Genomic DNA, 14,583 nt, shown 5'->3' on the forward strand with positions numbered 1-14,583 from the left:
CCGACGGGAAACGAAAAAGCCCGGTTTAAAACCGGGCTCGAACAAACACGCCTATTGACAATGGCTTTCTCATATTAAAATGGGATGCTGTGCCACGCGCGCCAGGCACGCGCCATGCAGACGGCCCCAAGAGAGTCGCCCGCCTATTCGAATGTGTGAAAAAGATTGAGGCCCGGTGACTTGAATCAGAGGTCATCCCGGGCCCATCAGAGCTCACAGAGCTCTTGGTTGCTTTGGTCTCGCTTTTCACGGCGTTTGTCGGGCTTTCCGAGGCACTCAAGCAGCGTTCGAAGCATAACAAGTCACTACAATTAAGGCTTTGACCCCTTGACCAAGCAACGGCGCTGCCCAGCTATCACCCTTGGGCTGCCGTCAACTTTATTCTATCCGCGAGCATCTGGTTTACCAAATGGATTTTCGGTAAAGGAAGCACGGCACGCCCGCAAAACCACTACGCCCCAAGTGCCGCCATGGGAATCACCGCCACGCCGTCGTCGCGTGTGTAGGCAATGCTCCCCTTTCCAACCACGACCGCCAAAAACGCCGGCGCGGCATTCTGGGCGGCAGGATTGGAGAGCACTTTCCTCTCCAGCGCCTTGAGATTTCTCGCTCCATCGTCTGCTTTCGCATCACTCAGCTTGACCTCGATGGCTCCCCAGCGCCCGTCGTGCTCAACGATCAGATCGACCTCAAGGCCCTTCTCATCTCGGAAATAATGGACACTGTTGTCGACACCGCCGTAGGTGGAAAGGAACACGCGCACGTCGCGCAGGACGAGATTCTCAAAGAGCATCCCCAGCGTTTGCATATCGCCAAGCAGCCGCTCAGGGGTAGCCCCCAGCAACGCCGCCGCAAGTGACGGGTCACAGAAGTAGCGCTTGGGGCGCACGCGAACGCGGGCCTTCGAGCGCATGGGCGGCTCCCATCCGCACAGGTCCTCGGTCAGCTTGAGCCTGTTGAAGAGGTCCAAGTACGCAGCGATGGTCCTCTCGTCGGGGCCCGCCTCACCGTACGAGGCGTCCTTTACGAGCGTCTTGTACGTGACAGCCTGGCTCTCGTTCATGGCAAGAGCTCGCAAAAGGCCGTGTGCAAGCTCGGGCGACATGCCCTCGTCCAGCACGTTGACGTCGAGCACCGAGTGCACGTACTGGCTTGCCGTCTCTCGCGCAAGATCTTCCGAAAGCCCAAGATTTGCAGGCCAACCGCCCCTGCAGCACCAGCGGGCGACGTCATCCACCGTGCTCTCGCGACGCTGAGGGGCAAAATCCTCGCCCTTAAAGAGGCTTGCCAGTGACACGAGCGGCTCGCCGTCGCCCGACTCACACAGGGCCATGGGGCGCATTGACAGACGGGCGATCCTACCCGTGCCGGAATGACGAACATGGCTGCGCTCCTCGCTTTTGAGCGCGGTCGAGCCCGTGAGCAAAAGTGTCCCCCGTTCGTTGCCGCTCGCGTCCACGAAACGCCGGGCGGCATCCCAAACCTCGGGCACCTCCTGCCATTCATCGACCAGGTGTGGCGCATCGCCGATGAGCGCCAGGCTTGGGTCGACCTCTGCCGCCGCACGCTGCGCAGGCTCATCGAGCCTGGAGACGCTCGCCGAGCGAGAGAGCGCCGTCCAGGTCTTGCCGCACCATTTGGGGCCGTTGATCTCCACACAGCCAAACGCCCGCATAAGGGTGTCGAGGCGCTCCTCTATGAGCCGGGGCCTATATCCCTTTTGGGTCAATCTCTTTGGTGCATCCATAGACGGCCGTCCCTCTCTATCACGCGATATGCGAAATTACGCCATTCTCAATGCTGATTTTACGCTACTTTCAATGTAGTTTTTACGCCATGACAGATGTAGTCTTTACGCCATTTTCATTGAAGGTTTTACGCTTGGCATCCTTAGCGCGACCCATTCCGAGCATCACATCAGAGCGTGCTTGGTTATCTCCGCTCGCACATCTCGGCAAACGAAATCAGCTTGGCATCTCCCCTGCTCGCCGCAGCTTCCTGACATCCTTGCGTAAAGCCTCGCTTCGAGAAGATCGCATAGCTTTTGTGCTGCCGCCTAAAGAGCTCGCTTCGGTATACGAGCTTTTGCAGCACGTCTTCGCCCGCCGGTTCATTGCGCCATTTGCACTCCGCAAACAGCGCAGCGCCCTCGCCATCGTCAACAATCAAGTCGATTTCTTCCTGCGCATGTGTGCGATTGTCCGTCCCCCACCAGCGCCCGACGCTCGCCGGAACCACATCGAACTGGCCCGCGCGCGCGAGTTCGTACACGTATTGCCTGCATATAAGCTCAAAGACCGTACCCATGTAATCCGATACGTGCGGCTCAATGCGCTTATACGCCATCTCGGCCATATCGTTTTGAATCAGCCCAATGTTCTGCGGCACAAACTTGTACCAGAACCTAAACATCTGGTCGCTCAGCAGATACACGGCTCGCTTATTGCTCGTCTCGTTTAGGGGCAGCTCGCGCTCGACAATCCCAAGCGACGCCAGCTTATCCACATAGCTCTTTACGTTGCTCGCAGGGATTCCCGTAGAGCTCGCAATCTCCGAGATCCTCGAGCGCCCCTGAGCAATTGCTTGCACGATCGCATCATATTGCTCGGGATTGCGGCACTCTTGCATTAGCAGGTTACTCGGCTCCTCAAAGAGATAGCCCGTAGAAGTAAGAAAAAGACGTTTGATGTTGTCCTTGAGCGATGCGGCAGGATCGACTCTCTCGATATATGCAGGAATGCCGCCCGTCATACCATAGCAAACTGCAGCGTCTTCGCGACTCATGCTCTGCCACAGGTCGAGGGTCGTCGTAAAATCGAGCGGCATGATCTTAAACTGGGCCGTACGCCTACCGTATAGTGGGCTCTCGTAGCCCAACACCTGTTCCTCCATAAACGAAAGAGACGAGCCGCATAGAATCAGCATGAGCCTAGTCTCTTTGTACAAGTGATCAATCTTGTCTTGCAGCAACGAACTGATCTCGGGATTCGATTGGGCGAGATAGGGATACTCGTCAATCACGACAATCAAACGTTCCGTGCGAGCCATGGTGGCCAATGCATCGAACGCCTCGTCAAAACTACGAAACGACACGCCTGCAGCACCAACCGAACCCGCAAGTATCGCCTGGCTAAAGCCGTGCAGGTTTGCCTCTGCATTGGTACGACGAGCTTGAAAGTAAATAGCCTTCTTGTCTTGGATGAATTCTGTGATAAGACGCGTTTTGCCCACACGACGACGGCCGTAAATCACAGGCATCTCAAAGGAGCCCGTGCCATACAGTCGATTGAGCTCGGACATTTCCACTGTTCTTCCGATAAACATAGGGCCATCCTTCCTTTACGTTATAGCTAGCTATATTATACCTTCCTATAATATAGCTAGCTATAACGTAATTCGACAAGCGGCGCACGCAAAAGGGGCGGTACATCACCGCACGTGGACCGTTCCGGAAAATGTACCCCGTTCTGGAGCCTGGTTCCGGGATACAGCTTCCGGTTGAGGACCGATCCGGAAAGCGCGTCCCGCTCTGAGTGGCAATTCCGGGACACAGTTTCCGCTCCAAACAAAAGGCCCCGGCTCGCGATGGAGCCGGGACCAAAGGCGCAGCGTATGTAGTTGATGTTGAGCGCGAACAGCTCGTCAGCAATGGCTATCCGCGCCCTACCCTACCCGCGGTTGCGGACGCGGCTGTAGGGCGTATTCACCATGGGCAGATCGGGACGCAGCTTGCCGTCAAACGCGCGGTAAGCGTTCTGTACGGCGGGCGCCGTGGGGATCGTCGCGATCTCGCCGATGCCCTTGCCGCCATATGCCACGGGCAACAGCTCGTCCTTCTCCACGTAAATGGCGTGGATATCCGGAATCTCGGGCGCACGGAACAGCCCGAGCGTACCGTACCTTGCCTGGGGTACGCAGTCCTTGAGCGGCCAGTCCTCGGTAAGCGCATAGCCCATACCCATAAGCACACCGCCTTCGATCTGACCCTGGATGGAGATGGGGTTGACCACCTTGCCGGAATCGTGCGCGGCATAGACCTCGCTCACGCGACCGTCATCGTCCAGAATGACCACATGCGTGGCAAAGCCGTAGCAGATGTGGCTCTTGGGATTGGGAACGTCGGCGCCCAGCTTGTCGGTCGGCTCCAGGTACACGTAGCCAAACTCGCATCCCTCGAGCGCCTTGATGGCGGCCGCGGGATCCTGAGGATGCATACCCTGGCCGGCGACGAGTTCCTGCGTGTGCAGCTGATAGGCGCGGCCGTCGTCATACTCGATCTTGACGCCGTCGCCATGCGCACTCACGGGAGCGGCGGGCGCAGACTTGCCGGCCTCGATATCAAGCATGGCATCGCGCAGCAGGAAGGCGGCACCGCGCACGGCCTCGCCGGTCACGACCGTCTGACGCGAGCCAGACGTGGTGCCGGAGTCGGGAGCGTTCTCGGTGGAGCACTCGCCGTTGGCGATGCAGCGAAGCGGCAGGCCGCATGCCTCGGCAACGTCTTGCAAAAAGACGGTGTTACAGCCCTGGCCAATGTCGGACGTGGCGGCATAGACCACGGCCGCGCCGTTCTCGATGCGAATCTTGCAGCGGCCGGCATCGGGCAGGCCCACGCCCACGCCGGCGTTCTTCATGGCGCAGGCAATGCCGGCGTGTCCGGGATGCGCATAGTAGGCATCCTTGACCTCGAGCAGTGTCTCCTTCAGCGCCGTGGAGCAGTCGGCAATCTGACCGTTGGGCAAAACCTCGCCCGGCTCGATGGCGTTGCGGTAGCGAATCTCCCACGGATCCAGGCCGACCTTCTCGGCCAGCAGGTCGATTAGGCTCTCGAGCGCAAACTCGGACTGGCAGACGCCAAAGCCACGGTACGCGCCGGCGGGCGGGTTGTTGGTGTAGTAGCCATAACCGCGAATGTCGGTGTTCTGGTACTTGTAGGGGCCGACAGCATGCGTGCAAGCGCGCTCGAGCACCGGGCCGCACAGCGACGCGTAGGCGCCGGTGTCAAAGTTAATCTCGCAGTCCAGGCCGGTAAAGTTGCCCTCGGCGTCGCAGCCCAGCGTAAAGGTGCCGTCCATGGCATGGCGCTTGGGATGGAACGCAAGCGACTCGGCACGTGTGAGTTTGCACTTCACAGGACGCTGGAACTTATATGCGGCGAGCGCGGCCAGGTGCTGGATGGACACGTCCTCCTTGCCGCCAAAGCCGCCACCCACGAGCATGGTCTCGACGACCACGCGCTCGGGTTCGCTATCCCAGCCAAACATGTGGGCACACTCTTTGCGCGTGTCGTAGGCACCCTGGTCGGTCGACTGCACCTTGACGCCGTTCTTGTACGGGAAGGCAACGGCGCACTCGGGCTCCAAGAAGGCATGCTCGGTAAAGGGCGTGGTAAAGCGCTGCGTCACGGTAAACGCGCTCTCTGCCAGCGCCTTGGCGGCGTCGCCGCGCGTCACGTGACGGCTCTGGCACACGTTGTCCTTGAGCTCCACCGTGTTGCCGAAGGCAAAGAAACTGTCATGCAGGCGCGGCGCGTCGGCGGCCTTGGCCTCGGCGATGTTGCGCACGGGCTCCAGAGGCTCGTAATCGATCTTTACGAGCTTCTTGGCCTTCTCGAGCGTCGCCTCGTCCTCGGCAACCACCAGCACGATGGCGTCACCCACGCAGCGGGTGATATCGCCCTGGGCGATCATGACGTCCCAGTCCTGGATAAGGTGGCCGACCTGGTTGACCGGCACGTCCTCGGCGCGCAGGATGCCCACCACGCCGGGCAGGGCCTCGGCCTTGGAGGTGTCGATGGAGAGCACACGGGCGCGCGGGTACTTGGAGCGCACGGCGCTGGCATAGGTCAGACCCGGCTGATCGAGCTCGTCGATGTCGTCGGGATACTTGCCCTCGCCGAGCACCTTCTTGCGCACGTCGATGCGGAAGGCGCGCTTGCCCACGCCGTAGTCGTCGCCGCGCTCCAAATCCTCGTCGATCTGCTTTTCGCCACGGAGCACCGCAGCTGCCAGCGAAATGCCCTCGATAATCTTTTTGTAGCCGGTGCAGCGGCAGACATTGCCACGGATGGCGTACTTGATCTGCTCCTCGGTGGGCTCGGGGTCCTCGGCGATCAGCGCTGCACCCGCCATGACCATGCCGGGGATGCAAAAACCGCACTGCACGGCGCCCACGGCGCCAAAGGCGTACACAAAGGCCTCGCGCACGTCCTCGGGCAGGCCCTCGACGGTCACGATGTTGCGGCCGGCGGCAAGAGCAGTGGTCAGTACGCACGCCTTGACGGCCGCACCGTCCACATGGATGGTGCAGGTGCCGCAGGCGCCCTCGGAGCAGCCGTCCTTGGCGGAGTGAATGTGCAGGTCGTCGCGCAGATAGCGCAGCAGTGGTTTATTCTCCGTCGTCGTGTGCTCGACACCGTTAACGGTAAAAGTGAATTCCTGTGCCATGGTGATTCCCTTCTACACGCCGGCGGCGATGCCGGTGCGGTCGTGGATGGCGCCATGAGGGCAGACGACGGCGCACATGCCGCACGACAGGCAGTCCACGCCGTCGATATGGGCGCAGTTGTCCTCGATGCGGATAGCGCCGGCAGGGCACTTTTTGGCGCACATACCGCAACCGATGCAGCTCGTGTCGCAGATCTTGCGCGCAATGGCGCCCTTATCGGTGTTGTTGCAGCGCACCAGAATGTTCTGGTAGCCGGGAACGAAGGCAATCACGCGCTGCGGGCACGCCATGCCGCACAGGCCACAGCCCGTGCACTTGGAGCGATCCACGCGGGCGATGCCATCGACCAGCGCAATGGCGCCGTGGGGGCAGGCCGCGACGCAAGCGCCACAGCCAATGCAGCCTTCGCTGCAGCGGGCGTCGCCGCCTGCGGAGGCGCAACCGCTTCCGCAGGCAACGTAGGCCACGTTATGTTGAATGGATTTGGCCATAAGAGACTCGCCTATTTCTTAAGAAGGTACGAATAGTTGTCGCGCACAGCCCTGATGGTCAGGCGGACGGCCTCGGGAAGACCGGTGTTGACGGCATCGACCGAGACGGTGCGGACCGTGCCGGCCACGCGGACCTTAAAGTGGTCCTCGTCCACCGCCAGGAAGCCCTCGTTCTCGGAGTTCTCCATGTCCTGCTCGCTCCAGAACAGGGTGAGCTTGTCCTTGTAGGGACGACCCTCCTGGTAGGGACAGAACACGGCGCAGTTGCCGCACTCGTTGCACATGCCGTCGACATGGACGACCTGATGCTTGGCCAGGCCCGGCACCTTAATTGCAACGTTGGCGCGGTTGGGGCACACGTCGCAGCAGACCTCGCACACCGAGCCGCAGCCCAGGCAGCGGGTCTTGGTGCAGTTGCGCTTGTCGCGGCACAGCGACCCCTTGCGCTCGTAGCAGGTGTCCTCGCGGCCGGCCTGCTCGTTACAGTCGGCGTACTTGTTAAAGTCCACGCCGGCGATGGCACGAGCGACCTCGGCGGCATCGGCGATGGCCTCGACCACGGTGGCAGGACCGCGGCGGCAGTCGCCCGCAGCCCAGACGCCCTCGACGCCGGTGGAGGTGGCGGCAAGGCGGCCGCGACGGTCGTGCTCGACGCCCGCGGCATCGTACAGGCTGGCATCGATGCCCTCGCCCACGGCGCAGATCACCGTGGTGGCGGGAAGCTCGATGGTCTCGCCCGTGGCGGCGGGGCTGCGACGGCCGCTTGCATCCGGCTCGCCAAGCTCCATAACGTCGCAGGTCAGCACGGCGCCGTTGAGCGCCTTAGGTGCCAGCAGCTCGCAGAACTCAACGCCGTCGGCAAGAGCAAGATCGAGCTCTTCCTCGTCGGCGGGCATCTGCTTCTTGGTGCGGCGATACACCAGGCGCACGTTCTTCACGCCGGCCAGGCGCTTGGCCACGCGGGCCGCGTCCATGGCGGTGTTGCCGGCGCCAATGACCACGACGTCCTCGCCCAGCTCGAGCTTCTCGCCCTTCTTGGCGGCCTCGAGGAACTCCAGCACATCGAGCTCGGCGCCCTCGCCCAAGCCCGCAGAGCCGGGCATCCAGGCACCGGTGGCCACGACCACGTCGGTAAAGCCTTGAGCCTTGAGTTCGTCGATGGAATCCACGCGAGCGTTGAGCTGCACCTTGGCGCCAAAGGCTAGGCAGAGCTCGGCATCGTGGGAGATATCGTCGCTCGCGATGCGGAACTCGGGAATCACGTGACGGACCACGCCACCGAGCGAATCGCGGGCCTCAAAGATGGTGACGGGCACGCCGGCACGCGTCAGGAAGAACGCCGTCGCCAGGCCGGCCGGGCCGCCGCCGATAACGGCAACGTTGCGCTCGCCGTCGTTTGCGATGGCCTGGGCACGCGGCTTGGGCAGCACGGCGGTCATGGCCTCGCGGGCGGCCTTGAGCTTACTGGCGCGAATCTGGGCGCCCTCGGGCTCGTAGAACGCACGCTCGCAGGCACAGCCGCAGGGATGCGGGCAGATGGTGCCGGTAATGAACGGCAGAGCGTTGCGCTCGATGATGATGTTGAGCGCGTCCTCGTAGCGGCCCTCGTCAACAGCCGCCAGATAGGCGGGAATATCCTGCTGGATGGGGCAGCTCGTGCGGCACGGCGTGGTAAAGCAATCGGAAAGCGGGCTCTTGCCGGCGACCTTGCGGTCGGGCAGCGGGCGCAGCGGCTTCTTGTAGAGCGGATTGGCGAGCGAGTCGGTCTGGATCGCAGTCACGGCCTCGAGAGAGACGCCCGCGAACGGCTTGCCGTCCAGGTCGGTAAACTCGCCGGCCATCTGGCTAAAGCGCTCGTAGCCACCAGGCTTGAGCACGTCGGTCGCCAGGGTGACGGGCCAAATGCCGGCATCGTACAGGGCGCGGATGTTGTAGACCGTGGCACCGCCGGAGTAGCTGATGCGCAGTTTGCCATCAAACTGCTCGGTAATGCGGCGGGCAGCCTCGATGGTCAGCGAGAACAGCGAACGGCCGGACATGTACATCTCGGTGGAGGGTAGCTCGTTCCTCGTCACGTCGACGGGGAACGTGTTGGTCAGCTTGACGCCAAACTCCAGGCCGCGCTCGGCGCACAGGGCAATCAGGCGCTCGAACATAGGCACGGCATCGGCCCACTGCAGGTCCTCGCGGAAGTGCGTGTCATCGAAGACGATGTAGTCAAAGCCCAGCTCGTTGAGGCGCTGGCGAGCAAACTCATAGCCCAGCAGCGTGGGGTTGCACTTGATGTAGGTGTTGAGACCCTTCTCGGTAATCAGATAGGTCGCGATGCGCTCGATCTCCGCCGGCGGGCAGCCATGCAGGGTAGACTCGGTAATGGAGTTGGAGACGCGCGCCGGGATGGACTCGACAAACGCGGCATCGACATGCTCAAACTTGTCCAGGTTAGCGAGCGCCCACGTGCGGCACTCGTTCCAAACCTCGGAGCCGCTGGCGTCCTTCATGCCCTCAATGTACGCATCGACCTTGGGGCTCTTGATGCCCTCGAGGTCATAACCCACGGACATGTTGAAGACAAAGCCGTCCGGACTGCCCAGGCCGTACTCGCGAGCGATCAGGTGGCAGGCAAACCATGCCTTCACGTACTCGGCAAAGGCCTGCGGAACCTCGAGCTCGGTCGACCACTCGCAGTTGTAGCACTCGTCCTGCGCCACGATGCAGGGCTTGTTCACACACTTGGAGAGCTCCTCGCCGTCCATAACCTGAACGGTCTTAAGCTCAAAGAAGCGGGAACCGGCCACATAAGAGGCCACGATGTTCTGGGCAAGCTGCGTGTTGGGACCGGCGGCCGGGCCAAACGGAGTCTCGATGCGCTCGTCAAAAATGGGAAGCGCGCCCTCCTGGTTGGTCGTGACCATCTTGCGCACGCCAAAGACGGCGCCCTGAGTCTTGTGCTCCTCGATGATCCAGTTCATCAGCTGCGAAAACGGGATCGGCCTCATGATGTCGCTCATAGTGAGCTCCTCTCTGTAACGCCCGGCGAGACCGCGCGGCGGGCGCAAATACGGTGTAGCGCTAGCACAGCGCCGGCGACCCCGCGGAGGCCGCCTATGCGCGCGCCGGATGTGGCGAAACATCCGACGCGCGCGAATCTACTTGTGAATTAGTAGGTGCGATCGTTGAGCGTGCTCCAGAGCTTCTTGGACTCGGCCGTGGTCCACGCGTTGATCTTGTCCTCATCAATGCCAACGAACTCGCGATCCTTGTACAGGACGCGGCCGTTGATGATGGTGGTGCGGCAGTTTTTGCCCATCATGCCAAAGAGCATGTGGCCGTCGATATTCTCCTCGCTCAGCGGCGTAAAGGGCTTGTAGTCCATAACGATAACGTCGGCGGCAGCGCCGGCCTCTAGCACACCGAGCTTGCGATCGAAGTACTTGCTCGCCATCTTGGCGTTGTTCTCGAACAGCATCGTCATGGCCTCGCACCAGCCCACGTTGGGCATGGCGGCGTTGTGGCGCTGAATAATCAGGAAGACCTTAAGGCTCTCGAGCATATCGTGGGTGTAGGCGTCGGTGCCCATGCACACGGGGATGCCGCGGCGGAAGAACTCGAGCACGGGGGCGCAGCCCACGGCGTTGCCCATATTGGATTCGGGGTTGTTGACCAGCCAAGTGCCGGACTCCTTGACGATGTCCATCTCGGCAGGCGTCACGTGGATGCAGTGGCCCAGCATGGTGTCGGGACCCAGCAGGTTGTGCTGCAGCAGGCGCTCGACGGGGCTGATGCCACCGCGGTTGAGGCGGGAGTCCCACACGTCGTTCATGCCCTCGCACACATGGATGTGGAAGCCGGTCAGGCCGTTGTTGGCCTCGGCCATCTTATCCATGGTCTCGTCCGAAAGCGTAAAGGTAGCATGTCCGCCAAACATGGCGGCGATCATGTGGTTGTCGTTATCGCGACGCTCCTTGGCGGCCCACTGGGCAAATTCGGCGTTCTCGGCAATGGCCTGGTCGCACTTTTCCTGGCCGCGGCGATCGGAGACCTCGTAGCACAGGCACGAACGCATGCCCAGCTCCTGAGCTGCATCCTTAATGGTAAAGAGGCTTCCCGGAATCTCGCAGAAGCTCGCATGGTGATCGAAGATCGTGGTGACGCCATCGCGGATGGAGTCCAAAATCGTAGCATAGGCGCTGGCCTTGGTGCCGTCGAGCGTCAGGTTGTCGTCGATCTTCCACCACTGCTGCTCGAGATTCTCCAAGAAGTTGGTGGGGTTGCAGCCCTTAATGGCAAGGCCGCGGGCCAGACCCGAGTAGATGTGGGTGTGGCAGTTGATGAGTCCGGGCATGATGAGGTTGCCCTGGGCATCGACGTACTCGGCATCCGGGTACTTGGCCTTGAGCTCGCGCTCGGGGCCCACTTCGACGATCGTATCTCCGTCAATGGCGACCGCACCGTTTGGAATAAACGGGGTCTGAGCGTTGCGGGTAAAGACGGAACCGTTAGCGACCAGAAGCATGGATGCTCCCTTCAACATCAGAGGCGGGGTTTGACACCTCTGACATGGCGGAGTGCGAAGCGCCGGCCTACACCGGAAACGGGCCCTCTCCCGTCAACGCTTCACCAAAGGGACAAACCCTTTGAAGTGCGGCTTGGTGCCGCATGGCGTCGGCGGACGAGGCGATGCGTCCGCCGACGAATAGCACCGAATTGGTTACTTCTTGCTCTCGGGCAAGACCAGATCCACGGCAGCGTCCTTGGCAGCATCGATGTGCTGAGCCACGACCGGCGTCTGCGGAAGGATCAGGTTAAGGACAATGGCCATGATGGCGGTGGGGGTTACGGCATTGGAGCCGATGACGGTGGACACCCAGGCGGGCATACCCTCGCCGGCAAGGCAACCGCTGGCCATCCAGATACCCAGGCCAAAGACGACGGAGGTGCCGACGATGGTGGTAGTGCGCTGCGTGAGGCCCTCGCGGGTGAACATGCGCACGCCGTTCATGGTGATGGTGCCAAAGACGCCGACGGTCGCGCCGCCGATGACGGGCTGCGGGATAGCGGAAAGGACGGCAGAGAGCTGCGGGAACAGACCGGCGATGGCAAAGACGGCCGCAATGATCACAAAGACCCACTTGTTGACGACCTTGTTGGAGCAGATGATGCCCACGTTCTGGCCAAGGGCGCTGGTGGGAAGACCGCCCAGCAGACCGCCGACCATAGAGGTGAGGCCCTGGGACACGATAGCGCCGGAGAGCTCGCGCTCGGTGGGCATACGGTCGATGGAGCCCAGGCAGGCGGCGGAGACGTCACCGATAACCTGGATGGCAACCATGGGGAACACGACGGCGAGGGTAATGCAGACCTCGGGATCAAACTCGAGCGCGTAGGGCATGAGCTTGGGAAGAGCGAAGACCTGAGCGGTGGCGACGCTGGAGAAGTCGATCATGCCAAAGGGGATGGAGACGATCATGCCAACGATCATGCCAAAGAACACGGATCCCAGCTTGAGCGTGCCCTTGCCAAAGTTGGCGAGCGCAAAGACCACGGCGAAGGTGATAAGAGCGACGCACCAGGCCTGCGGGGTGCCCCACAGCGGCGTACCCATACCGCCGGCCATATACTTGACGGCCGTGGGATACAGCGAAACGCCGATGGAGAAGATGACCGTACCGGTCACGACGGGCGGGAACAGCCACTTGATCTTGCTGTAGGCCAGACCAAAGAGGACCGCGACGGCGCCGCCGACGATCTCGCCACCCAGCAGCGCACCAAAGCTAAAGCCCGAGGCACCCATGGCCTGCAGGGCCGGCAGGAACGCGAACGAAACGCCCATGACGATGGGCAGGCCGCCGCCGATGCGACGGAAGGGAGCGAAGGCCTGAAGGGCCGTGTCGATCGCCGAAAGAATGAGCGCGACCTGGATGATGTCGGTACTCTGCTGGCTATTAAAGCCGTAGACGCCGGCCATGATGACCGCCGGGGTAATGATGCCGGCAAACGATGCCAGTACGTGCTGAAGGGCACACGGGATCATTTCCTTAACGGGAGGCATGCCTTCGCGAGTGAACAGGGCTTCAGTGCCGTTCGTAACCGTCTCCTGGGTCATTTGACCACCAATCCTCGAAGTAGTTGTTTTCGCATCTGACGCTCTATTGTGACGCAGTGCGGGGTTGAGGTTGTGCCTTCATTGCATATCGTATTAAAGATGATTCTCATTCTCAATAATAATTTTTTGTTATCAGACTATTCTTCAGCTGAAATTACGCATTTCCGCAGGTCAGGAAAGTGTCTGGTCAAAATAACATCTAACATTTCTTTTGGTCAACCGTTTACCGCTAAATTCCTACCGTTCGTCTGCATTACGCAATGTACCTGCGGATATACGAGATGATGGGCAGCGTGTTACCATGAGAAAAAATTGTTATGAACATTTCCGATTTCACCCAAAGGAGTTGCCCGTGAACGAGACCGTACGTCGCTTTTTGCCGATGGTCGATTTTCTGGAGCAGATACTCGGCAAAAACAGCGAAATCGTGCTGCACGATTTCTCGGATCCCGACCACGCCATCGTCGATATTCGCAACGGCATCGTGAGCGGCCGCAAGGTCGGCGGTCCCGCCACCGATCTGGCACTCAAGATCATGCACGACGCCAAGTATCGCGACCTGCCGTTTATTACGGGCTACGAGGGGCGCGGTGCCGGCGGCAAGACGTTGGAGTCAGCGACGTACTTTATCCGCGAGAATGATGAGATCGTCGGTATGCTCTGCGTCAACACCGACCTCTCGACCGTGCGCTCCATCAACGCCATGGCGCAGCAGCTCATGGCGTGCTTCGACGCGGCGCCGACGCGCACGGAGCCCGCCCCTATCGAGGTCGAAAGCCTTTCGGAGTCTACACAGGAGCTCATCGACCGCAGCATTGCCGAGTTGCTGAGCGCGCGCGGGCTGGATGTAGCGTCGCTTGGTCAGAGCGACCGCGTGGACGTCATTCGCCACCTCAACGGTAACGGGGTGTTCATGCTCAAGGGCGCCGTGGCCTGCGCCGCCGCCGCGCTGGGCATCTCTGAGCCCAGCGTCTACCGCTACCTGCAAAAAGTCCGCAAGGAAGGCTAACGAGCAAAATGGAGTGCGGCTCCACAAGCGATCCGTCACTTGATAAAAGACCCTGCAGCTCGCACGCGCTGCAGGGTCTTTTTGCATGTCATGTTTAGTTGTGGCCAACGCCTTAGAGAGCGGCAACGACCTCGATCTCGACCAGACCGCCAGCCGGAAGGGCGGCAACCTGGAAGGCGCTGCGCGCGGGGAACGGGGCCTCAAACTTGGAGGCGTAGATCTCGTTCACGGCGGCGAAGTCGGCGATGTCGGCCAGGTAGACCGTGGTCTTGACGACATCGGCAAAGGTAGCGCCGGCAGCGGTCAGCAGGGCCTCGACGTTGGCGAGGGACTGCTTGGCCTGGGCCTCGACGCCCTCGGGCATCTTGCCGGTCGCGAGATCGATGCCCAGCTGGCCGGACAGGAACACCATGTTGCCGGCCTGGATACCGGGGGAATACGGGCCGATGGCTGCGGGTGCGTTATCGGAAGACACGACGGTCTTGCTCATGTTTTTCTCCTTACGATCAATTGAGAGAGCGTGAGCGCGG

General features: G+C 61.2%; 9 protein-coding genes. 1 reads left to right on the forward strand and 8 read right to left on the reverse strand.

Annotated elements, in window-relative coordinates; all coding sequences use genetic code 11:
- Positions 1 to 451: 451 nt before the first annotated feature.
- From AB5202_RS00830 to AB5202_RS00860, 7 genes are all read right to left on the reverse strand, one after another.
- Positions 452 to 1,747 (reverse strand): ATP-binding protein, encoded by a 1,296-nt coding sequence (locus AB5202_RS00830; protein ID WP_006235059.1) that lies wholly within the window; start codon positions 1,745 to 1,747, stop codon positions 452 to 454.
- A 185-nt stretch (positions 1,748 to 1,932) separates the two neighbouring features.
- Positions 1,933 to 3,324, reverse strand: coding sequence for an ATP-binding protein (locus AB5202_RS00835; RefSeq protein ID WP_368144211.1), 1,392 nt, complete (start codon positions 3,322 to 3,324; stop codon positions 1,933 to 1,935).
- Positions 3,325 to 3,668: 344 nt separating this feature from the next.
- The gene (gene xdh / locus AB5202_RS00840; protein ID WP_215674052.1) at positions 3,669 to 6,446 is read right to left on the reverse strand and encodes a selenium-dependent xanthine dehydrogenase; all 2,778 of its coding nucleotides are present in this window, start codon (positions 6,444 to 6,446) and stop codon (positions 3,669 to 3,671) included.
- 12 nt (positions 6,447 to 6,458) lie between these two features.
- Positions 6,459 to 6,938 carry a 4Fe-4S binding protein gene (locus AB5202_RS00845; protein WP_195364342.1) on the reverse strand — a complete coding sequence of 160 codons (480 nt, stop codon included), beginning with the start codon at positions 6,936 to 6,938 and terminating at the stop codon, positions 6,459 to 6,461.
- Between the two features lie 11 nt (positions 6,939 to 6,949).
- On the reverse strand, positions 6,950 to 9,949 hold the full coding sequence (ygfK, locus tag AB5202_RS00850) for a putative selenate reductase subunit YgfK (protein WP_368144212.1): 3,000 nt from the start codon (positions 9,947 to 9,949) through the stop codon (positions 6,950 to 6,952).
- A 149-nt stretch (positions 9,950 to 10,098) separates the two neighbouring features.
- Positions 10,099 to 11,454 carry a putative aminohydrolase SsnA gene (gene ssnA, locus AB5202_RS00855; protein ID WP_196025284.1) on the reverse strand — a complete coding sequence of 452 codons (1,356 nt, stop codon included), beginning with the start codon at positions 11,452 to 11,454 and terminating at the stop codon, positions 10,099 to 10,101.
- A gap of 195 nt (positions 11,455 to 11,649) precedes the next feature.
- Positions 11,650 to 13,044 (reverse strand): uracil-xanthine permease family protein, encoded by a 1,395-nt coding sequence (locus AB5202_RS00860; RefSeq protein ID WP_055285183.1) that lies wholly within the window; start codon positions 13,042 to 13,044, stop codon positions 11,650 to 11,652.
- A gap of 352 nt (positions 13,045 to 13,396) precedes the next feature.
- Between AB5202_RS00860 and AB5202_RS00865 the strand changes: the two genes are divergently transcribed.
- Positions 13,397 to 14,053 carry a helix-turn-helix transcriptional regulator gene (locus AB5202_RS00865; RefSeq protein ID WP_233506175.1) on the forward strand — a complete coding sequence of 219 codons (657 nt, stop codon included), beginning with the start codon at positions 13,397 to 13,399 and terminating at the stop codon, positions 14,051 to 14,053.
- A 112-nt stretch (positions 14,054 to 14,165) separates the two neighbouring features.
- Here the strand turns inward: AB5202_RS00865 and AB5202_RS00870 are convergent, their stop codons facing one another.
- The gene (locus AB5202_RS00870; protein ID WP_196025285.1) at positions 14,166 to 14,543 is read right to left on the reverse strand and encodes a Rid family detoxifying hydrolase; all 378 of its coding nucleotides are present in this window, start codon (positions 14,541 to 14,543) and stop codon (positions 14,166 to 14,168) included.
- Between the last annotated feature and the right edge of the window lie 40 nt (positions 14,544 to 14,583).

The organism is Collinsella aerofaciens (genome assembly GCF_040915545.1).
In the GTDB taxonomy this organism is placed as follows: Bacteria; Actinomycetota; Coriobacteriia; order Coriobacteriales; family Coriobacteriaceae; genus Collinsella; species Collinsella aerofaciens_BE.

Excerpts from the sequence above, each read along its gene's own strand:
- AB5202_RS00830 (WP_006235059.1), bottom strand. The coding sequence starts at position 1,747 with ATGGATGCACCAAAGAGATTGACCCAAAAGGGATATAGGCCCCGGCTC.
- xdh (WP_215674052.1), bottom strand. The coding sequence starts at position 6,446 with ATGGCACAGGAATTCACTTTTACCGTTAACGGTGTCGAGCACACGACG.
- AB5202_RS00835 (WP_368144211.1), bottom strand. The coding sequence starts at position 3,324 with ATGTTTATCGGAAGAACAGTGGAAATGTCCGAGCTCAATCGACTGTAT.
- AB5202_RS00860 (WP_055285183.1), bottom strand. The coding sequence starts at position 13,044 with ATGACCCAGGAGACGGTTACGAACGGCACTGAAGCCCTGTTCACTCGC.
- ssnA (WP_196025284.1), bottom strand. The coding sequence starts at position 11,454 with ATGCTTCTGGTCGCTAACGGTTCCGTCTTTACCCGCAACGCTCAGACC.
- AB5202_RS00845 (WP_195364342.1), bottom strand. The coding sequence starts at position 6,938 with ATGGCCAAATCCATTCAACATAACGTGGCCTACGTTGCCTGCGGAAGC.
- AB5202_RS00870 (WP_196025285.1), bottom strand. The coding sequence starts at position 14,543 with ATGAGCAAGACCGTCGTGTCTTCCGATAACGCACCCGCAGCCATCGGC.
- ygfK (WP_368144212.1), bottom strand. The coding sequence starts at position 9,949 with ATGAGCGACATCATGAGGCCGATCCCGTTTTCGCAGCTGATGAACTGG.